A 22,833-nucleotide genomic window follows, 5' to 3' on the forward strand; every position below is an offset into this window, starting at 1 on the left:
CTCCACTGGAGAAAACATGATTTATATCAAGAGAAGGCAGCTGTTGGTTGGCGCCGGCAGCGCAATCGCTAGTTCACTGCTGCCAGCTTCGGCGTTCGCAGCTTCCAGTTCACGCACCTTGATCGCGGCCTATTTCGGCGGCTGGAAAGTACCGATGGATCCGTCCCAGCGGGGCGTCCACGGCGACAATCCGTGGGGTTCCTATCCCACCACCGCGTTGCCCGGCGTCACTCACAACATGAAGGCTTATCCGGGCCGCTTCCCGACCGCCGGACCATGGCCCAACGGTTACGATGAATCCCAGCAAACCGTCATCGATGGCGAAATCAAGACCGCCAGCTCGTATGGCATCGACGTCTTCGCCATGAACTGGTACCGCGACGAGTTCCTCAACCACCCCATCGTCAACTTCAAAAAGTCGCCGAACAAGGGCTTGATGAAGTTCTTCCTGCAATGGTCGAACATCGCCAACGTCAGCAAGGCGCCGCCATCGGATTCGCGCGAGTACTTCTTTGAAGGCATACGCCGCGCAGCGATGCACATGAAGGGGGAATCGTCGTATTGGAAGCAGGACAACCGTCCGGTGTTTGCCATCTATGACGTGGCGCAAATTGACCGCATCATCAAGCTGACCCACGGTCTGCCCGCGACCTACGCCTACGCGACGGCCGCCGAAGCCGTCGGGATGCACGACGCGTTCCTGGAGGATTGCCACAACATCGTGACCAATGTGCTGGCGGGCGACACCACCGGCGGCATCTCCGGCACGCTCAACACGACGGTGGTCCGCGTCGGCAGCACGCCCGGAAAAATCAACAAGTCGGGCACGTCCAGCACGTTCAAGCCGTCGATGTACCTGATGGTGGCGACCTCGGACGTGGGCGCCTGGGCACGCTGCGCCACGGTGGCCGGCATGTATGTCTACAATATCCGCCAGGGTATCTTCAATGGGACCAAGCGCCTGACCCATAGCTTCGCGGAAATGATGACCGCCTGCCAGCAAAACTATGACTTGGTGCTCCCAGCCATGAAGAACTACGCCCCGGGCAAGGTGTGGTGGCCTACGGTGATGACTGGCTTCAATCAGAAACCCTGGGGCGGAACGACCGCCGATCCACTGCATGACAACAGCACGCCTAAAAATGCGGCCGAATTCATTGCCCATGCGACGCAGGTGCGGAATGTGTTGAGAAGCTATCCGACGGTCACCAACAACACCGTGTTCATCTATGCCTGGAACGAATTGGGCGAAGGCGGCTGGCTGACGCCGACACCGGATATCGGCACCACGCGCCTGGCGGCGCTGCGCGACAATATCAAGAACAAAGAGTAATTCACGTCGTCCCGCCCAAAGCGCCGGCTATTGAACTGCCGGCGCTTTTTTTATGCCTGCCGCGCTTAGCGCGTGATTGCGGTGTTTTGCGTCGCCCCCGGCGCCAGCGCCGCCACCGAATGCGGTAACAGCAACTGCTCGTATTGCCCCAGGATCCGATCCCAGGTAAAAGCGTCGCGGTGACGCGCCAGGCTCGACGCCTTCAAGCGCGCCAACAAGTCCTGATTGGATAGCAGTTCGTCCAGTACCCGCGCACAGCCCTCCTCGCCGTCGAAGAAGCAGGAGTCGCCGCCGACCACCCAGCGGTTGAATTGGTTATCGTGGGCCAGCACCGGGTTGCCGGCACCCAGTGCTTCGACCAACGACGGATTGGTGCCGCCAACCTGGTGCCCGTGCACGTACAGGCGCGAATAAAACCGCAGTGCGCCGACATTTTCCGCCTCATATATCGCCCCCAGGAACACCACCTCGTCCGAAGCAGCCTCCTTCACCGCACGCTGGTAGGCGTGTTGCGGATCGTATTTGCCGAGCACCACCAGCTTGACGCCGCGCGGCTTGCGCGACCAGGCCTTGACCACTTCCAGGATCGAGTTCTCTGGCTCGGCGCGGGCGATCAGGATCGCGTAGCTGCCCGGCGTCAAGCCGTATTGGGCCAGGCGGCCGACATCGGCCTGCGCCACCTCGGCCGCCCCGTAGGCGATCGTCGTGATCTTGTTGCTGTTGACCCGGGTCGACAGGTGGGTCTTGATGGCTGGGTGGTCGGCCACCAGGTGATTGCCGAGCCAGGCGCCGGCCCATTCGTTCAGGTAGAACCAGGTCTTGGCCAGCATGCCCCATTTCTGGCGCTTCCACTCGATGCCGTCCATGTTGATGATGTTGTTGATCCCCTTCAGGCGGAACCACAGCGAGAACACCGCGGTGTTGTAGCCCAGCGTCAGGATCAGGCCCGAGCTTTTGCCCGCGTGCAGATTCGATTTCCAGTCAAACACAATGGTGCCGGCCGCCCCCTGCTGGGTGACCGGGATGTGCACCCTCTTCACCCCTTGCCAGTCGTCCTCGTAGATGCGGTCGCCGCTGTCTTCCTGGCAGTAGACGATGACTTCCCACCCCTGCTTCACCAGGTACAGCGCCAGGTGTTCGGCAAAGGTTTCAAAACCTCCGTGGTTGGCCGGCACGCCGCGGGTGCCAAGGATGCGGATTTTCTTTAATTGCTTCGGGTCGGAGATCGGAGTCGACATGGGGGCACTTTCTATGGATTCGGATAGGGATGGGCGTGCCCGGCACACCGGGCGACTGGCCCTTATTGGGCGACGGCGAGCATCTCCTGGTACACATCGATGGTCTTAGCCACCTGGCTTTCCAGCGAAAACAGGCTGGCCTGGCGCTGCTGGCCTGCCGCGCCCATTTGCCGGCGCAGCGCGGCGTCGTCGGCCAGGCGGGCGATGGCGTCGGCCAGAGCCTGGGCGTCGCGCGGCGTGGCCAGGAAACCACTGACGCCGTCGTCGACGATATCGAGCAGGCCGCCATGGGCGGCCGCCACCAGTGGCTTTCCTGCGCACATGGCCTCGATCGCCACCATGCCGAACGGCTCCGGCTCGGTCGAGGGCACCAGCGCGATATCGCAGGCGTCCCACACGTCCCAGATCGATTCGGTAAAGCCCCGCAACACAAAGCAGTCGCGTGCCGGCGAGGCCGCGATAGCTTCTTTCAGCTGATCCAGGAAATGCTCCTGCTGAGCAAAAATACTGCCGACCACCAGGTAGCGGATGTCGCGATAGCCGCGCTGCCACAGCAGCCCGGCCGCCTCGACCAGCAGCAAGTGGCCTTTCCAGTGGTTGATACGGCCAACCAGCGCGGCAATCAGGCGCTCGGGCACGCCGCCGTTCACTTCGGCCTTCAGCTGGGCGGTGCGGGCGGCGTCGTGCGGCACCGTGCGGCTGATGCCGTTCCAGATCGTCACCGTGCGCCGCGCCAGAGCGGCCTGCTCGTCGACCAGCCATTGCGTGGTCAGGCTGGAGTTGGACACGGCCTTGTCGGCCAGCAGACGCACCAGCAACGGGAAGCCGCGCCGTATCAGCGCCGGCTTCATCAGGATCTCATGGACGTGCCACAGATGCGGCACCCGATGCAGCGCGGCCCATACCGCGCCGCTGAGCACGGCCAGCGTGTTCGAATGCACCACCGCCACCTTGCGCCCGGCCATCACGCGCGTGATGGCGCGGGTGGCGCGCCACAGGTCGCCCGGCAAGCCCAGCAAGCCGCGCACGCTGAACAGCGCCCGGCTGACCTTGGTCACCGGCACGATATGGGTTTCCACGCCCTCGCGCGCCAGCTCGGCCACCAGCGGGCCGTCGAACGGCAGCAGCACCACGGCCTGGAAGGGGCTGTCGCGCAGACCAGCGGCCAGGTTCAGCAGCACCTTGTCTGAACCGTAGAGCTCGGCGCCCTGGTGAATGAACAATACAATTTTTTTCATAATCTCATGACTAGCCAGGCCCGGCGCGGGCCGGGCGTACGGAAGAATGCGACGGCGCTCAGCCAGCGGTCAGCAGATAGCGCGCGGCCTTGAAGTAGGCCGCTTTTTTCTCGGCCAGCACTTGCGAACGCGACGACAGCGAACTGCACTGGTAGGCCAGCGCGCGGACCATCATGACCAGGCCCAGCGACAGCTTGGTCAGCACCGCGATGCCGGGGCTGTAATATTTACGCAGGAACAGCGCGTACGAGGTCATCGTGCGCAGCAGCGCGGCCTCGCCTATCCATGGCTTGCCGGCGCCTTCGTAGTGCAGCACGTGGACGTTGGCGACGTAGTCGACCGAGTAGCCGGCCTGCTGCACGCGGCGGCAATAGTCGACGTCCTCGACGTACATGAAGTAGCGCTCGTCGAGCCCGCCCAGCTGCTCCCACAGCGCGCGGCGGGTCAGCAGGAAGGCGCCGGAGACCCAGGCCAGGCCGCGCTGGTCGGCGTCGTAAAACGCCGTACGGGTTTCCACGCGGCGGAACACATTGGGCAGGAAGCCGACATTGGACAGGCCCAGCCAGGACAGCAGCAGCCGCGCCGGCGTGTGGGCATAGCCGGCCGACGGCTGGTTGCGGGCGTCCGCATATTGCAGATGGGCGCCAACGATGCCCACCCCGGGCGCGCCCATGGCGTCGACCACCGGCCCGATATCGCTGAGGATGACGGTGTCGTTGTTGAGCAGCAGCAGCAAGTCGCCGCTGGCCGCCGCGGCCGCCAGGTTGTTGCCGCCGGTGAAGCCGGTATTGACCGCGCTGGCCACCAGCTTGACCCGTGGGAAGTGCTCGCGGATGAAGGCGACGCTGTCGTCGGCCGAGGCGTTGTCCACCACGATCACTTCGTGCTCGCAGTGTACGTGGCGTTCGACCGACTCCAGGCAGTCGCGCAGGAAGCGCAGGCCGTTGTAGTTGACGATGAGGATGGACAGCAGCATATCAGGCGCCACGCTTGTCTTTTAAAACCAGCAGGCAGCCGAAGATGACAAACAGCAGCCACGTCAGTCCTTGCAGCGAGTGAATAGTCATGACGATGATGTACCCGAGCACGGACAGTCCCAGCAGCATGGATATCCTGGCATTCGCAGTATCCTTCTGGCGTGACAGCGAAAACGACAAGAACAGGAAATACAACCACAGCACTCCGTTCAGCAGCAGCGCGACCATACCCGATTCCAGAGCGATCATCAGGTAGTAGTTGTCCAGAGTCTTGATACCACTGGCGCCGACAAAGGTGACGACACTGGTGGCTTCACCCAGACCATGACCCAGGAACAAGGCATCGCCTAGCTTGGCGATGCCGGAGTTCAGCATCTCCATACGTATCGAGGCGCTGCCCTGCGTCACGTGGGTGGTGCCGACCGCAATTTTTTTGATGTAATACAGCACACCGGCAAACACGCCCAGCAGCAGCGGGAATTGCAACAGGATCAGGTACTGCGCCGGCCGGTTGTGTGAGCGCAGTGTCCATCGCCACAATTCCCAGAGAAACATTATGGCAACCACAGGAATCGCAATCGCAAATGCAGAACGTGATCCGCAGACATAAATCGCCCCAACACCCAGCACCCCAGAACAGAATGCAGCCACCTTAAATAGCAGGCGCTTGGAATGCAACATACAGTACCAGCACCACGGCAAAATCATCGCGAAGAACTGCCCGAGCGACAGCGGGTGGTCCAGCGTCCCTTGCGCCCGATAGGTATTGTCGCGTGTCTTGTCGCTCAGCACAGCCATCAAGTAGTCGCTGGTCACCGAGATAAACCGCTGAAACAGATTTCGTTTCAAGAAGAATTCAAGCAGAGCCGCCATGCCAACAATCACCCCGGCAACAACGATGACCTCCATGACCCGCTTGACGTCGCGCTCATCACGCAAGACAAACAAGGTGATGAAGAAAATACTGAGGTAGGACCACAGATCATTACGCACAAAGACAAATATTTGCAGCACTGGAAACCGCGCGACAAACCCGCTGGCCAAGCGCAACGCCAAGAACGCCAGCAACAGCGTGATCGGCATCCAGTTTTCACGCAGCCGGCGGAAAAACACGGCCGCGCGCTCGCGGTCCTGGAATAAATATATTGTCGCCAGAAAAATAAGTGCCGCCCGCACCAGCCGTGGCGGCGCGATGTTCGGTATGCCACCCGGCTTCACCTCGGCGAATTCCGGCCACAGCGGCAGCAGGAACAGCAGCATGAAGAACAACAGCGCCAACCAGTCGCGCTTGGCCGTGGTCTTGACCTTGGCGGTGGGCAGGGCCGGATACAGGCCGTAAGCGATACGATTTTGCATAATGTTCTACCTAAAACCAGGTTCTGCGGGCCATGCCGACAAAATTGCGCATGTTCTCGCGCAAGCCGCCGGTAAGCGCGAGCTGCGGCAGCCGGAACCTGCGGTAACGGGGAATGACCCGTCCCGTCAGGCGCAAGGCCAGCACGCGCGACAAGATCATCTTCTTGCGATTTTCCTGATACGGCTGCATCTTGGCGATTTCCTCGCGCGCCAGCGCCTCCACCGCGATATAGCCGGCGGCCACCGCCTCCTGCACCAGCTGCTCGCCGGCGCGCGTGCGCGACAGCACCAGGCTGCGGCCGGCGCGCTCGGCGAAGTCCGGATAGCCATCCTTGCCATACCAGGCGTCCGCGCCCACCACGTCGGCAAACTCGCCGATGCCGTCCGGACAAATCTTGCAGCGGAATTGCAGGTGACGGTTGAGGATGGTGCCCCACGACGTGGCGTAATCCATTTCCGAGCGGCGCCCCTGATGGGTGATGGCCGTGCTCATGCCGGGCCAGCCGTTGCCGCGGAAGGTGAAGCTGGCCACCTCTTCCGGCTTGACCTCGAGCTTGTTCAAGATGGCGATGGTGCCCTTGCGGCTTGGAATACCGGCGCACATGAAGGACAGCATGTAGGGGATCTGCGGCGCGGCCTGCGGATGAACGCGCAGGTACTGGCGCAGGCCGGCGACGTCGCACGGCTTGCCGACAAACGCGAAGCGCTTGCCTTCGCGCAGCAGGCTCTCGATTGCCGCCAACGGCGCCGACGGCGCGTAGCGCGAGCCGGCGCCCTCCAGCACTTCCTGGCGGTTGCGGCTGATGCTCATCGCATTGCCGATCGGATCGGCCGGGTCGGCCTTGACGTGGGCGACGAAGTCGACCTTCTTGCTCTCGAGCAGATACACCAGCAGCGCCGACAGCACGCCGCCGGAGGAGCCCTCATAGCGGATCGTCTCGTCCAGCGAGTAGCCGGTGCGGATCGTCATCAACGGGCCCCACAGGGCGTCGTACGGCGCCTCCAGCGCCTTGTGCTCCAGGCTTGCGCCGGGGCAGATCTGCGAGAACTGGCGGCGCTCGGCGGCGTCCAGCGCCTGCGAGGCCTGCGGCCGCAGATATCCCTCGGCATTGAGCCGCACCGCCACCTTGGCGGGGAACATCGCCTGGCAGGCGCCGCAACCGGTGCACAGCCCGCTGTCGACGACCTTTTCGATGCTAATGATTCTTGGCATGGAGCGCTCGCAGCTGGCTGGTCAAAAACTCTTCGTAACGCGCCAGGCGGCGCTTGGCCTCTTGCACGCCCGCCGCCACTTCCTGCTGCAGCGCCGCGCGCTGCTCGAACGAGGACTGGATCAGCGTCATCAACTGCGCCTCGCTGGCCGCCTTGCAATCGCCGTAGTGGTGATAGCCGAGCGACTCGAACAGGCCGTTGAACTTGCGGCTGTAGGCCAGCGGCACCACCGGCACGCCGCTCGAGAACGCGGCGATGCAGGCGTGCATGCGGGCGCCGACGAAGAAGTCCATCGCCGAGATATAGCTTTTCGCCTCCACCGGCGTCTTGAACTTGGGCGCCAGCACGGTGCCGGGATACTGCTCGGCCAGCGTGCGGCTGATCGCGTAGTCATCCTCGACCGGCACGGTGTCGGCGATCACGTGCGAGACCAGGTAGACCTCGACGTCGTCGCGCCCGGTGAACCACTGCAGCATCTGCTGGGTCAGCGCGACGTAGTCGATGGTCAGGCCGAACTGGTTGTCGCGCGTGTAGCCGCCGCTGTACAGCAGGCCGGAGACGTTGATGCCGACCTTGATCTTGCCGTTGCCGGCCAATGCCTGGCGCTGGAACGGCAGGGCGAACGCCACGTCGATGGCCTCGTCGGCGTTCTCGATATGCTGCTCGCGCAGGTACTGGCGCGACATGTGGTCGCGCGCGAACACCCGCTGGCAGCGGCGCATCGCGAACTTGGCCAGCATGCGCGTCAGCGGCTGGTTGAACGGGCCTATGGTCTGCGGACTGAGCACCAACGGCCGGCCGGCCAGCCAGGTCATCAGCTTGGTGCCGGTGAAGTGGGCAAAGCGGCTCATGCCGTAGATGTCGGTGAAGCTGTCGCCCTCGCCGATATCGAGCACCAGGTCACAGGACCGGATATGCGACCAGAACGGCGACTTCCACGGCGCAAAGAAACTGCGCGTGATGCCGCATTCGCTGATCACATGCGGGATGGGATCGCGGGTGCCGGGAGGAATCCAGCCCAGCATACGGAATTGGACCGGCGTGCCGGCCCGGGCAGCAGCCTGCTCCACCAGCGCGAGTTGAGAAAAAGTGAGTGCGCCCACTCCAAGATTACCCGAGGTAACCGAATGCCACAAAAGGCCTATAGTCAGCATGGTATGTTTATTTATATTGCATCAAAAAAACGCTGGCGGCCACAATCGACACTAGGAGCACTACGTTGCGCCGGCTCAGCCCCCTCGGCATATCACGTAGTGACAAGCTCAACACATACAACAGTTCCAACACGATCACCGCCGTCAGCGAGGACAGCAGCATTCCCTTCAACTTCAGCGCCGGCACCAGCAGCGCGGTGGCGGCAAACAACACCGCCAGCGCGCCACCGATGGCGGCGACCCGGTAGCTCTGCATGCCGATAGCGGACAGGATCACCCCATGACTGGCCGCGACATAACGTGCCAGCAACACCAGCCCGAACCACGGCATCAAGCCCACCAGGGCGGAATATTTAGCACCATACAACAATCTGGTGATAGGCTCCGCACCAATGGTAAACACTAGGAAACACAGCATGCCGATCAACAGCATCTGGTAAAACAGCCGGTTACCAAACAGCTTCATCGCGCCGGCGTCGTCCAGCTTGCCGGCCATCGCCGTCATGTACACATTGCTGAGTACTTGCGCGAAGCTGTTAGCGCCCTGCATCAGCCGCAATCCCGCCTGATACACGCCGACCGCCACCGGTCCCAGGAAATAATTGACAATCAGCGTATCGGCCTGCGACTGGAAATTCGTGAACCCCGATTCGGCCGCAAACGGAAAACCCACCTTAATGTAATGCCAGCCTTCGGCCGCGCTGCCAACCTGGAATCCCGGCAGTTGCGGCTGCATCCGGCGGAAGGTGCGCCAGGCCATCGCCAGGAACAACACCCGGCTGCCCAGGATGCCCCAGGCCACGCCCAGCACGCCGCTGCCCAGCCACAACAGCAGGCAGATGGTGGCCACATGCAACAAGTTCACCCACACCATGATCACGGTTTCTTCGTGGTAGCGGTTCAAGCCACGAAACACCGCGATATAACTTTCGGCAAACGATCCGATCAATCCTCCCACCAGCAGCACCCACAGGACGGCAGTCTCGCTGGCGCTGGCGCCGCGCCATAGCGAAGCGAGCACCGCGGCCACCAGCACCACCGCCAGTATCATCAGCTTGGCGCTCATGACCGAGGCAAACGCATGGCCCAGCTGAGCCGGCGCCCGCGCCACTTCACGCATCAGCTGCGCGGAAAAGCCATAGTCGGCCACCAGCGACGCCAGCGACGTCAGCGTAAACGCGTACATGAAGATACCGAAGCGCTCCGGCCCCCAGGCCCGCGCCAGGATGATGAACACCACGGTGCCGGTCAACAACCGCAGCACGGTGGACAGGCCCATGAAAAAAGTATGCCTTAACAAACCCTATACCTCCGCTCCGGCCACTGATCAGACACCGATGTGTCCGATCAATCGCGCGCGCTGCTGGGCCGGCAGCTTGGCCATCAGCGCGTTGACGAAGGACTGCTCCACCGCGTAGGCATCCTGCTTGTCGGCGGTGATGGTCGAGACCCGGAACAGCAGGCCGTCGGCGATCTTGCCCGAGAGGCCATACTCCAGCCTGGCCACGCCCTGCTCGATGTTGCCGCGCACAACCTTCTGGCCGATCAGCACCCAGTAGGTGATCGGCTCGATACGGCCGCCCTGCTGGGCCACCAGTTGCATCACGGGGATGGCGCCGGTACTCGTCTGCATCACCTTTTTTTCCAGCGATGACACATTGAAGCCTTGCGCGCTGTAGCACACCTCGGGACGGTGCACCTGCAGCTGGCGGCTCTGGTTGTCGCCGTAGGCGATCGACAGCATGATGCGGTCGCCGCGCTGGTTGACATAGGTGCGGCTCAGCGTCTGGCTGTAGATCTCGTTGAGCTCGGCCGCCACCTCGGGATTGACCACCATGGCTGAATCGGTCTCCAGGTTCTTCCAATCGCCAAAGTCCAGCGGGATCAGCTGCGCCAGGTTGATGCGGGTCTGCTGGTCCGCCAGGCTGACGGTCGGCGTCAACACCTTGCTCAACACCACCGACGACAGCATCGCTGCGCCCAGCACCACGCTGGCCACGATCACCTTTTTCATTGCGGAACTCCAGTCTGCGCCAGCGCGCCGGCCTGGCGCCTCCTGACGATCAATTGCAACAGCGAATCAACGCAGAGGATCAGGATCAGCGCGCTGATGAACAACAGCATGCCGGCAAAGCCGTGCAGGAAGCCCTGGCCCACGGCGTCGCCGAAGTAATAGGTCACCAGCGTCAGCACCATGACGCGGATCACGTTGGCGGTAAACGAGATCGGCACGATCAGCGCGGCCAGCGCGATATTGCGGAACGCCGACGTGTGGCGCACCACGTTCAGATAGAACAAACCCAGCGCCTCCAGGGTCAGCAGGGTCTGCAGGCCGGCGCAGGCGTTGGCCACCAGCAGCTGGTACTGGCCGATCTGCAACATCACGCCGTTGCGGGCGATCGGGAAGCCGGCCCAGTACAACAACTGCTCGGTCACATAGGATACCGCCATCTTCATCGGCATGGTCAGCATGTCGACCAGCGCGCCGGGCAACGGCACCATGAACAGCATGAAGAAGAATGGAAACCATTGCACCCGGAAGGCGCTGCCGCCGCGCTTGATCAGCAGCACCGCCAGCAGCACCCAGATGAAGGAGCCGATCTCGGCCACCAATATCTGCTGCGAGCGCCCCACCGCGTACAGCGCCAGGCCCACAGCCAGCACCAGCCAGCCGGCCGCACTGGTGCCGCGTCCTTCGCTGCGGGCCATCATGTCCGGCCACTGGCGGTAGAGCAGCCACAGCGACAGGGCCAGGATGATCGGGCCGTGGGCCTGCTCCTCGCTGGCCCAGACGCCATGGAACAGGTCGTAGAACGTCGGCACGTACATGCACAGCAGGCCGACCAGAATGGGCAGCCATTCCGGCAACGCCTGCTGCAGCAGCGCGATGCGCGATGCGGGGACCGGGCGCGCCATGTCCATCAGAAATCAACCAGCACCGAGCCGACCACCTGCACCCCGGCCGACGTCAATTGCGTGGTCACCGCGTTCAAGTCGGCCAGCGGCGTCTTGTTCTTGCGCGCCAGCAGCAGCGCGCCGCCGGCGCGGGCGGCAATGGCCAGCGACTCGGAGCCCAGCGTCAGCGCCGGCGTGTCGTACAGCACCACGTCGTAGCGGTTTTCCAGCTGCATGTTCAGCGCGCCGAAGGCAGGCCGGTTCAGCAGTTCCTGCGGATTCGGCGGCAAGGTGCCGGCCGGCAGCACCGACAGGTCGACAAAGGAATCGATCTTGGCGGCGCTGCTGGCCTCGGCGCGGCCGGCCAGCATGTCCGACAGGCCCTGCTGCGCCTTCAGGTCGAACAGTTCGCTCTGGCGCGGCGCCCGCAGGTTGGCGTCGACCAGCAGCGTGTGCTCGCCCAGTTGCGAGAACACGATTGCCAGGTTGGCGCAGAACAGCGCGGCATTGTCTTCCGGATTGATGCTGATGATGGCCAGCGACTTGCGGCCGGTCTGGAACCAGCGCAGGATCAGCTGGCTGCGGATGGCGCGCAAGGTCTCGACCTGCACGCTGAACGGCTGGTAGGCCGCCACCAGCTGGGGCGAGAACTTGCCCTCGTTTTCCAGCAGATAGGGATAGTCAAACTGGCGCGCCAGCACCTGCTGGATGTCGGCCTCGGTGATCAGGCCCAGGCGCTGGGCCGCCTCGCCAAAGCGGATGCCCAGCTCGCGCTGCATGCGCAGCACGCGCTCGGCGTTTTCCGGGGTGATCTTGCCCGATTCGAGCAACAGACCGCCAATGCTGGAGTCACGCGATGGCGGCGCAGGCGCGGCGGTGGTGGCTGGCGCTGGATTGTTCATGAGAGTGTCCATAGGTTAGTTCAGTCGGAGGCGGCTAGGCAGGAAGGCATTCAACAAGGTGCGCGGACGGCGCGGTTTGGCGCTCCACTCGACGGTGCCGAACACCGGGATGCCGAGCACTTCGACGATGTCGGTTTCCGAACGCACGCGGCGGTCCAGCAGCTCGCCTACCATCGCCAGGCTCAGGCCCAGGAAAGTGCCGACAAAAATCGACAGCAGCACGTTCAGCACCAGGCGCGGGCTGGACGGCTCGATCGGCGGCACCGCCGGATTCAGCAGCGCCACGTCCGACTGCTCGGACTGGCCTTCCATGCGCGTCTGTGCCAGGCGCATCGAGGTCGCGTCAAAGGCGTGCTGGGCGCTCTCGACGTCCTTCTGCAGCACGTTGAGCTCGTCGCGGGTGCGGTTCAGCTCGAGCACCTTGGCTTTTTGCGCAGCCAGGGCGGCGCGGATCGACGCTTCGCGCTGGGCCAGGATCTGGGCGTTGTTGCCGACGCTGTTGGAGGCGATGCGGATCTGCGCCTTCAGGTCGGCACGCAGGTGCTCCACCTCGGCCTGGGCCGACTGGTACTGCGGATGGTTCTTGTCCAGGCGCTGGGCCACGTCGGCGAATTTGGCCTCGGCCGCGCTCAGGCTGGACTTCATGTTCTGCACCAGCGGATTGGCCGCCACGTCAGGCGACTCGGCGCCGCTGGCGCCCATCGCCATGCGCTGGCGCGAGGCCGCCTCCATCTGCTGCCCCTGGGCCATCACCAGCTGGGCCGACAGGTCGTTCAGGCGGTTGGACTCGACGTCCAGGCGGTTGTCCAGGCTGACGATGCCGGTCTCTTGCTGGTATTTCGACAGGCGGCTCTGCGCCGCTTCCACCGCGTCGCGCTGCAGCTTGGTCTGGGCGTCGAAATAGCTGGAGGCCTTCTTCATCGGATCGACCTTCAGCTGGATGCTGGCCTTTTGATACTCTTCCGCGAAGGCGTTGGCCACCGCGGCAACGAATTGCGGATCGGCGCCCTTGAAGCTGATTTCCACCACACTGCTTTCGCGCGACGGCACGATATCGAGTTTTTTCAGCAGCAGGTCGGCCAGCCAGTCGCGCACCGTTCCCTTGCCTTCGGTCGCCTCATTGAACTGCTGCACCACGGCCGCGCTTTGCGCCAGCTTGAGTTCGTCGATCACGCGCAACGCCACGTTCTTGCTCGAAATGATGTCGATCTGTGTCGCCATATAGCCGGGCATCAATTGTCCTGGCATCGCCAGGCCGGTGACCGGGTCGACGCCCTTGTAGTTCAGCACCACAGACGAGGTCGCTTTATAGGTCTTGGGCAACACCAGGCTGACGACCACCGTCACCAGCACCACCGCGATCAGGGTCTGCAGGATGATTTTCTTGCGCGCACGCAAGATCAAGAGGAATTGAGTAAAGTTCATGATAACGCTCTCATTGCTAAGCTGGAAAAGGCCCACCACCGGGGCCGACGCTAGGGATTAGAACAGACTTTCCTGTACGTAGACCACGTCGTCCGACTGTATCAAGTCGTCATGTTTGGCCTGCATCACCTGCAGGTGCCCCTGGGCGTCGCGGCGCTTGATGCGCACGCCGCGCTCGGTGCCGCGCGGGGTCAGGCCGCCACCGGTCGACAGCGCCTGCAGCACCGTCATGGCGCGTTCCAGGCGGAACACGCCGGGACGCTGCACTTCGCCATAAATGTAGAAGCGCGGGGCGCGCTCGACAAACAGCACGTCATTGCCGCCCAGCTCATAGTCATGGCTGAGATCGCCGCTGCGCACCATGTCGACCACGTCGATCTGTTCGCGCGTGGCCTTGCCGTCGCGCTTGCGGATCAGGCTGACCGTTTCGCCGCCGTCGGCGGCCACCCCGCCTGCCAGCGCCAGCAAGTCCAGCACGCTGCGTTTGCCGTCGATCGGATAACGGCCCGGGCGATTGACCTGGCCCAGCACCGACACCAGCTGGCTTTGCTGCATCGTGACCAGCACGTTGACCTGTGGTTTCTTGACGAAGCCGCCCGCCTCCAGCATCTTGGCGATCTTCTGCTCGGCCGCGGCCGGCGCCAGGCCCGCCACCGGCACGTTGCCGATCAGCGGAAAGGTGATGCTGCCGTTGTCGCTGATGCGGGTCTCGGTGGTCAGATCGGGGTTGTTATACACGGTCACCTTGATCACATCGCTGGCGCCCAGCGGCAGGTCGGAAGCCGAGGCCGCCGCGCCGGCCAGCGCCATGCAGGCCGCCATTATCCACAGTCCAAAACGTTTCATCATTTGTTTGCCCAGTCGGTTAAATTATAAATATGGCCGTCGCGCCGCGACGCTTACTTCAGTCCTGCGACGCCGCGCGCGGTGGCGTCGTCCGTAGCCGATGCGGACGACGCCGCCTTGGACGCTGCGGCCGGTGCGGCCGCCTTCGGCGCCATCGTCTTGTTCAGGTATTCGATCTTGGCGCCCGCGCGCAGACGGGCCACCTCGGCGTCGGTGGCAGCCTTGAGCTTCTGATTGAACAGGAATTGCTCGATCTGCGGCGCCGCCGCCTCCAGCGTCACCGGCGTGTCCTTGACGTCGCTGATGACGTTAAGCAGCGTGCGCTCGCCCTCGCGCACGATGAACAGCTGGCCCTTGGACATCGACAGCAGTTTGGCCGAGAACTCCGGCGGCAGGTCGGCGGTGGTGCGGCTGACCTGGCTGCGGCTGTAGCGCACCTGGTGGCTGTCCAGCCAGGCGGCGGCCTCGTCGATGGACTTGAAGCCGTCGATCGCCTTGCGCAGCTCGTCGCCGACATCCTTGGTGGCCAACACCAGCTGGCGCATGTCGAGCGTCTTGCGCTGGGAGAAGAAGCCTGGATTCTTTTCATAGTACGCGGCCAGCTCGGCCTTGTCGGGACGGGCGACGGTGCCGACCCGCTTTTGCAGGTAGGCCTGGGCCACGATCATGGCCTTGGCCCGCTCGATCGCCTGCATGACCTTCGGATCGCGGTCGGTCTTGTCGCGGGCCGCCTCGCTCTGCAGTAACTGGCGGTCGATCAACGACTCCAGCAACTGCTTGCTGGCCGCTTCCTGCTGGCTCGCATTGACGCCGGCGCGCTGCAGTTCCTCATTGAGTTGCAAGACGGTGATTTCATCGCCGTTGACGCTGGCCAGGGCCTGGCCGGGCTTCTTTTCCTTGCTGTCGCAACCGGTCAGGCCGGCCATGGCGACCAGTGCCAGCGCGGCGCAGGCCAGGCGGACCGCAGGGACTGCGGGTGCTACGGTGGTCATCTTAAAGTGCTTCAAAATGGATTCCCCAATATTTATTTGCAACGCTACGCCGCGGAACGATGACAGGACTCTGCGCATCCACATCCCCCTACTCTACCACCCAACGCGGGCGGCAGAAAATTATCGCAAGAAGTATGCGTCCTGCCAACACACTTGTCAATCTTATAAAGATTGACACATTTCCATCATAGCCCGCCGTCCTTAACAAATGGTTAAGGCGCGCTAGTGCGCGTTTTCACGCTTGAGCACCACCACCACGGTCCGGACTATGATCCACAAATCCAGCAACAGCGACCACTTGCGCACGTAATCGAGATCGTAGCTGATGCGCGCCTCCATCTTGTCGAGCGTCTCGGTCTCGCCCCGCAGGCCGTTGACCTGGGCCCACCCGGTGATGCCCGGCTTGACCTTATGGCGCAGCATATAACCCTTGATCAGCTTGCGATACTGTTCATTGTGCGCCACGGCGTGCGGCCGCGGGCCGACGATGCTCATCCGCCCTTGCAGCACGTTGATAAATTGCGGCAACTCATCGAGCGAACTGCGGCGCAGGAACGCGCCCACCTTGGTCACGCGCTGGTCGCCCACCTTGGCCTGCACCACGTGCGCCCCATCCTCGGCCACGGTCATCGAGCGGAACTTGTATACAATAATTTCCTCGCCATACAAGCCGTAGCGGCGCTGGCGGAAGATCACCGGCCCCGGCGAACTGACCTTGACGGCGATGGCAATGAGCGCCATCACCGGCAGCAGCATCAGCTGGATCAGCAGCCCGAGAATAATGTCGCTGGCGCGCTTGACCATGCTGTTAATGCCGGTAAACGGCGTTTCGCAGATGGCAATCACCGGCATGCCGCCGACGTTGTCGAAGCGCGCCTGCATCAGGTCGAACACATAGATGTCCGGCAAAAAATATACCGACGCGGTGGTGTCCTGCAGCTCGTCAAGCAGGCGGCGGATGCGGGGTTGCGCCGAAATCGGCTGGCTGATGAAGATTTTCTTGATCTGGTGCTCGCGCACATAGCGCGCGATATCGGGCATGTTGCCCAGCATCGGGTGGCGCAGATTGGCCGGACGACGGTCTTCCGCGCGGTCGTCGAAAAACCCGCATACATTCATGAACAGGTTCGGGCTCTTGTCCAGTGTCGAGGCGAATTTCACGCCGACGTCGTTGGCGCCGACAATGATCACCGAGCGCACCTCGTTCGACCTGCCGTTGGCGGACATCATGCGCGCAACAGCCAGGTGGCTCAGCACCAGCAGCGCGGGCGTGGCGACAAACCACGTCACGATCACCGACTGGTCGTAGTGGCCGCCCAGGCCGGTGACCGACGCCAGCAGCATCAGCAAGCCCACCGTCACCCCCCAGCCGGTCAGGATATCGCGCGCATAGGCCAGCATGCGGCCGCTGCGCCAGGTGCGGTAAGGATCGATGTGCTGGTAAACCGAGGTCGAGATGAAAAACGACAGCACCATCAGCACCAGTCCATAGCCGGAGAACGGCTGCCCCAGCAACATGGACGACAAATACAGGGTGCCCATGATGATGATCGGGTCCAGTACGCGCTGAAAGAAAGGGATCAAGGGAATATCATTAACCATTACAGAGCTTCATCGATTCTAGAACTGGATGTTGGCGTTCAGCGCGGCGCCATTGGCACGATACTGCGTGCTGAACACGGAACCGGCGCTGCGCGTGTCGTGGAACACGCTGGCGCTAAGCTGTAGATCTTGCAGAATCATATAGGTGACACCCAGCGACATGCTGCGGGTGTTGTCGGTGACCGCTAACGGCACGGACAGCCCGGCGATGCCCTGGAAATCCCGCTTGGTGTATTTCAGGTCGGCCTGGGTCTGGATCTTGCTCGTGACTGCCCATACCGCCGACACACTGGCGCCGGTACTCAGGCTGTAGCTGGCCAGGCTACCTTCGAACGGTTCAAACTGGCGCCAGGCGCTGCCCACCAGCTGCAGCGCCACGCGCGGCGTCCAGGTCGCGGTCAGGCGGCCATTGGCGCCACTGGAGTCGCGCGACGAAAACAGCGTGTGCTCACGCTTGGCGCGGCCGCCAACAAACTGCACCTGGGTCACGGCACTGTAGCGCCAGTAGACATTCAGCTGCAAATCGGTCTGCCTGTAGCCCTCGTCGTCGACAAAGGCGCCGAACTGCAGCGGATGCGGATAGCTGCCGCGGCTGCGGCGCGCCTGCAGGCCGATGGTGCTGCCGCTGGCGGCCAGGTAGTCGAAGCCAACTTCGCCGCGATTCTCGATGCGGTCCAGGTACTGCTGCGACCGCAGGTCGTAAGTATATTTGTCGCGGCTGACACGGCCGCGCAGACGCCAGCTAGGATGAAAGCGCCAGTTGGCGGACGCATACTCGCCTATCGTCTTGCGGATATTCTTTTCAGTCGAGTGGAAGTCACTGAACGATGACAGCACTTCCGAATAAGTGGTGCCGGCGGTGCCGTCAAAGTGATTTCCGAGCTGCCATTGCCAGTTCAGCGCCGCATCCTTGCCGTTGTAATCGAGCTGATGGAAGGTGCCGAAGCTCACGCGCGTGACCTTGGCCGAGCCGGTAAACAGCTGGCGCCCCACCGGCCGCTCGAAGCTCAGGCCCGCCACGGCCGACTTGATGGTGTCGCTCTCTTTCGCCGGGTTGTCGTCCTGCAGGCGGAACAGATTGTCGTCGTAGCTGTAGGACACGCCGACGAACGGCTTGATGGTATCACTCAGCGCGGCCGAAGCCGGCATGCTGGAGATCATCCCCAGCAGCAACGCGGCCGGTGCGCACTGACGTGCCGCAGGCCAGTTATTTAAATTTTTGTGCAGTCGCTTCAACATTGTTCGTCTTCTGAAAGAGGCTAATCGCGGTTGAAAAATATTACCAATAAGTCCAGCTGGCCGTGCGGATGACCCACACGCCCAGCAAGCCGTTGGTCACCGCATGCGCCACGATGGGTGACCAGAGCGTTGAACTCCGGATATAAAGCAAGTTATAAATGAGACCAGCAACCATGCCGGCGAGCCACAAATTGTGCTCAATACCGAATAATATCACCGTGACAACAAAAGCTCGGACTTTTACTTGAGCCGGAGTCACATTTAAGAAGTCGGGGGCTTGCACCCAGCGCATCAGGAAGGAGCGCCAGAACAACTCCTCCATCAACGGCACCACCAGCGCCGCACCCAACAGGCGTATGCTCACCAGGGTCCAGTCGATGGCGCCGTCGTTGCGCGGGTCGAAGCCGCCCGAGGCGCCAACCCGCATCCAGGGCAGACTGAGGTTAATCCACAACACCAGCACCAGCACGCCGGCAATCACGGCCACCAGCGCCGCGCGCGGCGACAGCCGGCCCGTCAGTTCGCTGTACTCGCGACGGTAGAACAGCAAGGCCGCCACCACCGCGCCGATCTTGACCGCGTACAGCCAGCGCAGCTGCGGCTCCGGCACGCCCAGTCGCGCCAGCACATCGGCCACCAGGATGAAACCCATGTAGATGGCAAACGGCACAATACGGGCCAACGCGCTCCGCTCAAGCATGGGCGCCGCCCGCGGCGCCCATGCCAACCAACAATTGGGAAACAAGTACCATCCGGCATCCAAAAATACGCAATTACTCACATTATATTTGATACAACCCCGCGTTCCGCACCGCACACCAACTATTTGCTAAATTTTTTTTGCAGTGCAGCACGCCGAACCAGCGCCTCAACCGCGCGCTTCGATGCTCTCCCATTTCTCCAGCGCCGCCAGCAGCTCGCCCTCGATTTCCTCGATGCGGCTATTCACGCGCTTGGCCTCCGCCGCGTTCTTCTTGTAGAAGTCCGGATCGGACAGCTGCAGCGTCAGCGCGGTCTGCTCGTCTTCCAGCGCGGCGATCAGCTTGGGCAGCTCGTCGAGCTCGCGCTGCTCCTTGAAGCTGAGTTTTTTGACCTTGGGCGCGGCGGCCGCGGCCGGAGCCGGCTCGGCCTTGGCGGCAGGCTTGGCGGCCTTGACCGGCGTGCTCACCGTGTCGCGCACGCGCTCCCAGTCGCTGTAGCCACCCACGAATTCGCGCCAGTGGCCCTGCCCCTCGGCAACAATCACCTGGGTCACCACGTTGTCCAGGAAGGTACGGTCGTGGCTGACCAGGAACACGGTGCCCTGGTATTCTTCCAACAACTCTTCCAGCAGTTCCAGCGTTTCGATGTCCAGGTCGTTGGTCGGCTCATCTAGCACCAGGCAGTTGGCCGGCTTGGCGAACAGGCGCGCCAGCAGCAAGCGGTTGCGCTCGCCGCCGGACAGCGACTTGACCGGCGAACGGGCGCGCTCCGGCGCGAACAGGAAATCGTTCAGGTAGCTCATCACGTGCTTGCGGGCACCGTTGATCTCGACCCAGTCGCTGCCCGGGGCGATGGTTTCCATCAGGTTGGCTTCCTCATTGAGCTGGGTGCGCATCTGGTCGAAGTACGCCACCTGCAGCTTGGTGCCCAGCTTGGCGACGCCGCCGTCCGGCGCCAGCTCGCCCAGGATCATTTTCAGCAGCGTGGTCTTGCCGGCGCCGTTGGCGCCAATCAGGCCGACCTTGTCGCCGCGCAGCACGGTGCCGGTGAAATTGCTGACGATGACGCGCTCGCCAAAGCGCTTGCTGACGTTTTCCAGCTCCGCCACGATCTTGCCGGACCGTTCGCCCGACGACACCTCCAGCTTGACCTGGCCCTGCTGCTCGCGGCGCGCGGCGCGCTGCAGGCGCAGCGCTTCCAGACGGCGCACGCGGCCCTCGTCGCGCACGCGGCGTGCCTTGACGCCCTTGCGTATCCAGATTTCCTCCTGCGCCAGCACCTTGTCGAACTTGGCGTTTTCCACTTCCTCGTTTTCCAGCTGCTCGGCCTTGCGCACCTGGTAGGCGGTGAAATTGCCCGGGAACGACAACAGACGGCCGCGGTCCAGCTCGATGATGCGGGTGGCCACGTTATCCAGGAAGGAACGGTCGTGGGTAATGAACAGCACGCTGCCCTTGAAGTCGCGCAGCAGGCCTTCCAGCCACATGATGGAGGTGAAGTCCAGGTGGTTGGTCGGTTCATCGAGCAGCAGCACGTCCGGCGCCGACACCAGCGCGCGCGCCAGCGCCACGCGCTTTTGCATGCCGCCGGACAGGGTCTTCATCAGCATGTCGCCGGTCAGGTTCAGGCGGTCGAGCACGGTTTCCACCTTGTTCGGCAGGCTCCAGGCGTCCGCCGCGTCCAGCAGCACCTGGACGTCGTGCATGCGCTCCATGACGGCATCGTCGTTCCCCTGGCCAAACTGGCCGGTCAGGGCGTCGTACTCCTTCAGCAGATCCTGCAGGTCCCCCATGCCGGAGGCAACCGCGTCGAACACCGTCATTTCCGGATCGAACACCGGCTCCTGCTCGACGTAGGCGATCTTGAGGTTTTGCTGCATGACCAGCAAGCCGTCGTCCAGCTTGAAGCGGCCGGAAATGATCTTCAGCAAAGAAGACTTGCCGGTGCCGTTGCGGCCGATCAGGCCAACGCGCTCGCCCGTTTCCAGGGAAAATTCTGCATGATCAAGCAGGGCGACGTGTCCGAACGCAAGTTGGGCGGAGGAAAGAGAAATGACAGCCATAAGAGTGTGGGAATGCCCGGCTGAGGCGCGGAACATCGTGCGCGGCGCTACCGGAAAATTGAAAGAAGCGGTATTGTACCGGCAATGCCCGGTGACCGGCATATTCTGTCGTCACGGGATGGTGTTGGTCGGCTATAATGACGCCCGTCCGCCTGCGAAGCGCGGTCTCGCGTCCTCCCCGTAGCACAATGGATAGTGCACATGCCTCCTAAGCGTGGGATACTGGTTCGATTCCAGTCGGGGGGACCACCCACTAGTTCAACGAATTCCAATCGAGTCCAAACAACCCGCCTCCATCATAGGAGCGCGGGTTTTTTATTGTCCAAAGCATTCCGACGGGGTAGCATCAGATACCATCATTTTCTTGGTATTTTTGTTGGTACCTTTTTCGGGCGTCAAATCAGATACCAACAACGGGAGGCACTATGCCCTTAACAGATACATTCGTTCGTCAAGTCAAGCATTCTGGCGCGCCGGCAGGCGACAAATACACTGATGGGCAAGGCATGTTCCTGCTGGTAAAAGCAGCGGGCAAGTACTGGCGCATGAACTATCGCTTCGCCGACAAGCAAAAGACTTTAGCCATAGGCGTCTACCCAGCAGTATCACTAGCAAAGGCACGCAAGCGCCGTGACGAAGCACGCGAGCTTCTTGCAGACGGCATAGATCCCAGCCGAGCAAAGCAAGAAGACAAGCGAACAAAGATTTTAGAAGCCGCGCAGACCTTTGAGGTCGTAGCCCGCCAGTGGTTAGCGAAAACCGAGCCAGACCGCGCCGCTAATACGCAAGCAAAAGTAGTGAACTGGCTGACTAAAAATGTATTTCCATTCATAGGCAGCAAGCCTATTTCCGCGATCACTCCACGAGACGTCCTCGCGACCGTCCAGAAAATCGAAGATCGCGGCTCAAGAGATTCCGCGCATCGCGTCAAACAGATTTGCGGGCAAGTGTTTCGTTACGCAGTCGCCAGCGGGCTGGCAAGCCGCGATGTTACCGCCGACCTGAAAGGTGCGCTAGCAGTACCGGAGAAAGGGCATTTTGCAGCAATCACTGAACCGAAACAGGTAGGTGCCCTTCTACGTTCCATTCACGGCTACCAAGGCCACGCTTACGCGACAGCCGCATTGAAATTGTCGCCCTTAGTGTTTGTCCGCCCCGGAGAATTGCGATCAGCCGAATGGGCTGAGATTGATTTCGACACTGCCGAATGGCGCATACCTGGCCACAAAATGAAAATGGACAACGATCATATCGTGCCATTATCAAAGCAAGCCGTGGAGATTCTTCTTTCAATACGCCCCTTGTCTGGCGACGGAAAATTTGTTTTCCCAAGCATTAGGACAGCGGAACGCTGCATGAGTGAGAACACCGTCAATGCAGCATTGCGTGGCTTGGGCTATAACAAGGAAATGATGACCGCCCACGGCTTCCGTGCAATGGCGCGCACCATCATGGATGAGGTGCTTGGGGAGCGTGTTGATCTGATCGAGCATCAGCTTGCCCATGCCGTTAAAGATCCAAACGGGCGAGCGTACAACCGGACGGCTCATCTTCCTGCCCGTCGGGAAATGATGCAGCGGTGGGCCGATTATTTGGACAGCTTGAGGATCGGTGCGCAGGTCATTCCGCTGCTAGCCGTTTAGCACCTGTCTTCGTCACT

The 22,833-nt window shown here is 62.2% G+C and carries 19 protein-coding genes and 1 tRNA gene; 3 read left to right on the forward strand and 17 right to left on the reverse strand.

Translation table 11 applies throughout. From position 1 onward, the window contains the following. The first annotated feature begins 154 nt into the window (after window positions 1-154). A complete protein-coding gene (locus ACEN9O_RS00420; protein WP_495615704.1) occupies window positions 155-1,333 on the forward strand; it encodes a glycoside hydrolase family 99-like domain-containing protein in 1,179 nt (392 codons plus the stop codon). A 65-nt stretch (window positions 1,334-1,398) separates the two neighbouring features. Here the strand turns inward: ACEN9O_RS00420 and ACEN9O_RS00425 are convergent, their stop codons facing one another. The 17 genes from ACEN9O_RS00425 to ACEN9O_RS00505 all read right to left on the reverse strand — a co-directional run bounded on the left by ACEN9O_RS00425 (window position 1,399) and on the right by ACEN9O_RS00505 (window position 21,173). Next, window positions 1,399-2,571 (reverse strand): DUF1972 domain-containing protein, encoded by a 1,173-nt coding sequence (locus tag ACEN9O_RS00425; protein ID WP_495615705.1) that lies wholly within the window; start codon window positions 2,569-2,571, stop codon window positions 1,399-1,401. Between the two features lie 62 nt (window positions 2,572-2,633). Continuing rightward, window positions 2,634-3,809 carry a glycosyltransferase family 4 protein gene (locus tag ACEN9O_RS00430; protein WP_495615706.1) on the reverse strand — a complete coding sequence of 392 codons (1,176 nt, stop codon included), beginning with the start codon at window positions 3,807-3,809 and terminating at the stop codon, window positions 2,634-2,636. A 58-nt stretch (window positions 3,810-3,867) separates the two neighbouring features. Next, window positions 3,868-4,785: a glycosyltransferase family 2 protein gene (locus ACEN9O_RS00435; RefSeq protein WP_495615707.1), complete on the reverse strand. Its 918-nt coding sequence runs from the start codon at window positions 4,783-4,785 to the stop codon at window positions 3,868-3,870. Window position 4,786: 1 nt separating this feature from the next. Then, window positions 4,787-6,142, reverse strand: a complete 1,356-nt coding sequence (locus ACEN9O_RS00440) for an O-antigen ligase family protein (RefSeq protein WP_495615708.1) — start codon at window positions 6,140-6,142, stop codon at window positions 4,787-4,789. A gap of 10 nt (window positions 6,143-6,152) precedes the next feature. Beyond that, window positions 6,153-7,355, reverse strand: coding sequence for a Coenzyme F420 hydrogenase/dehydrogenase, beta subunit C-terminal domain (locus tag ACEN9O_RS00445; RefSeq protein ID WP_495615709.1), 1,203 nt, complete (start codon window positions 7,353-7,355; stop codon window positions 6,153-6,155). Then, window positions 7,339-8,457: a polysaccharide pyruvyl transferase family protein gene (locus tag ACEN9O_RS00450; protein ID WP_495615710.1), complete on the reverse strand. Its 1,119-nt coding sequence runs from the start codon at window positions 8,455-8,457 to the stop codon at window positions 7,339-7,341. The genes ACEN9O_RS00445 and ACEN9O_RS00450 overlap by 17 nt, the downstream gene beginning before the upstream one ends. A gap of 58 nt (window positions 8,458-8,515) precedes the next feature. Further along, window positions 8,516-9,808 (reverse strand): oligosaccharide flippase family protein, encoded by a 1,293-nt coding sequence (locus tag ACEN9O_RS00455; protein WP_495615711.1) that lies wholly within the window; start codon window positions 9,806-9,808, stop codon window positions 8,516-8,518. 27 nt (window positions 9,809-9,835) lie between these two features. After that, complete coding sequence (gene epsI / locus ACEN9O_RS00460; RefSeq protein ID WP_495615712.1) at window positions 9,836-10,522, reverse strand: exosortase-associated protein EpsI, B-type; 687 nt, start codon at window positions 10,520-10,522, stop codon at window positions 9,836-9,838. Then, complete coding sequence (xrtB, locus tag ACEN9O_RS00465) at window positions 10,519-11,430, reverse strand: exosortase B (RefSeq protein ID WP_495615713.1); 912 nt, start codon at window positions 11,428-11,430, stop codon at window positions 10,519-10,521. The genes epsI and xrtB overlap by 4 nt, the downstream gene beginning before the upstream one ends. After that, a complete protein-coding gene (gene epsG / locus ACEN9O_RS00470) occupies window positions 11,430-12,305 on the reverse strand; it encodes a chain length determinant protein tyrosine kinase EpsG (protein ID WP_495615714.1) in 876 nt (291 codons plus the stop codon). Before epsG ends, xrtB begins: the two co-directional genes overlap by 1 nt. A 15-nt stretch (window positions 12,306-12,320) precedes the next feature. Continuing rightward, window positions 12,321-13,730: a chain length determinant protein EpsF gene (gene epsF, locus ACEN9O_RS00475; RefSeq protein WP_495615715.1), complete on the reverse strand. Its 1,410-nt coding sequence runs from the start codon at window positions 13,728-13,730 to the stop codon at window positions 12,321-12,323. A 57-nt stretch (window positions 13,731-13,787) separates the two neighbouring features. Then, window positions 13,788-14,576: a polysaccharide export protein EpsE gene (gene epsE, locus ACEN9O_RS00480; RefSeq protein ID WP_495618405.1), complete on the reverse strand. Its 789-nt coding sequence runs from the start codon at window positions 14,574-14,576 to the stop codon at window positions 13,788-13,790. Window positions 14,577-14,629: 53 nt separating this feature from the next. Next, the gene (locus tag ACEN9O_RS00485; protein ID WP_495615716.1) at window positions 14,630-15,568 is read right to left on the reverse strand and encodes an EpsD family peptidyl-prolyl cis-trans isomerase; all 939 of its coding nucleotides are present in this window, start codon (window positions 15,566-15,568) and stop codon (window positions 14,630-14,632) included. Between the two features lie 222 nt (window positions 15,569-15,790). After that, window positions 15,791-17,170 carry an undecaprenyl-phosphate glucose phosphotransferase gene (locus ACEN9O_RS00490; protein ID WP_495615717.1) on the reverse strand — a complete coding sequence of 460 codons (1,380 nt, stop codon included), beginning with the start codon at window positions 17,168-17,170 and terminating at the stop codon, window positions 15,791-15,793. An 18-nt stretch (window positions 17,171-17,188) separates the two neighbouring features. Beyond that, window positions 17,189-18,409, reverse strand: coding sequence for an XrtB/PEP-CTERM-associated polysaccharide biosynthesis outer membrane protein EpsL (gene epsL / locus ACEN9O_RS00495; protein WP_495615718.1), 1,221 nt, complete (start codon window positions 18,407-18,409; stop codon window positions 17,189-17,191). 40 nt (window positions 18,410-18,449) lie between these two features. Continuing rightward, window positions 18,450-19,109 (reverse strand): CAAX prenyl protease-related protein, encoded by a 660-nt coding sequence (locus ACEN9O_RS00500; RefSeq protein WP_495615719.1) that lies wholly within the window; start codon window positions 19,107-19,109, stop codon window positions 18,450-18,452. Between the two features lie 168 nt (window positions 19,110-19,277). After that, window positions 19,278-21,173 carry an ATP-binding cassette domain-containing protein gene (locus ACEN9O_RS00505; RefSeq protein WP_495615720.1) on the reverse strand — a complete coding sequence of 632 codons (1,896 nt, stop codon included), beginning with the start codon at window positions 21,171-21,173 and terminating at the stop codon, window positions 19,278-19,280. Between the two features lie 174 nt (window positions 21,174-21,347). Between ACEN9O_RS00505 and ACEN9O_RS00510 the strand changes: the two genes are divergently transcribed. Then, a tRNA-Arg gene (locus ACEN9O_RS00510) sits at window positions 21,348-21,422 on the forward strand. 176 nt (window positions 21,423-21,598) lie between these two features. Continuing rightward, the gene (locus tag ACEN9O_RS00515) at window positions 21,599-22,816 is read left to right on the forward strand and encodes a tyrosine-type recombinase/integrase (RefSeq protein ID WP_495615721.1); all 1,218 of its coding nucleotides are present in this window, start codon (window positions 21,599-21,601) and stop codon (window positions 22,814-22,816) included. The last annotated feature ends 17 nt before the right edge of the window (window positions 22,817-22,833 follow it).

The sequence above is a fragment of the Duganella sp. Dugasp78 genome, from assembly GCF_059491455.1.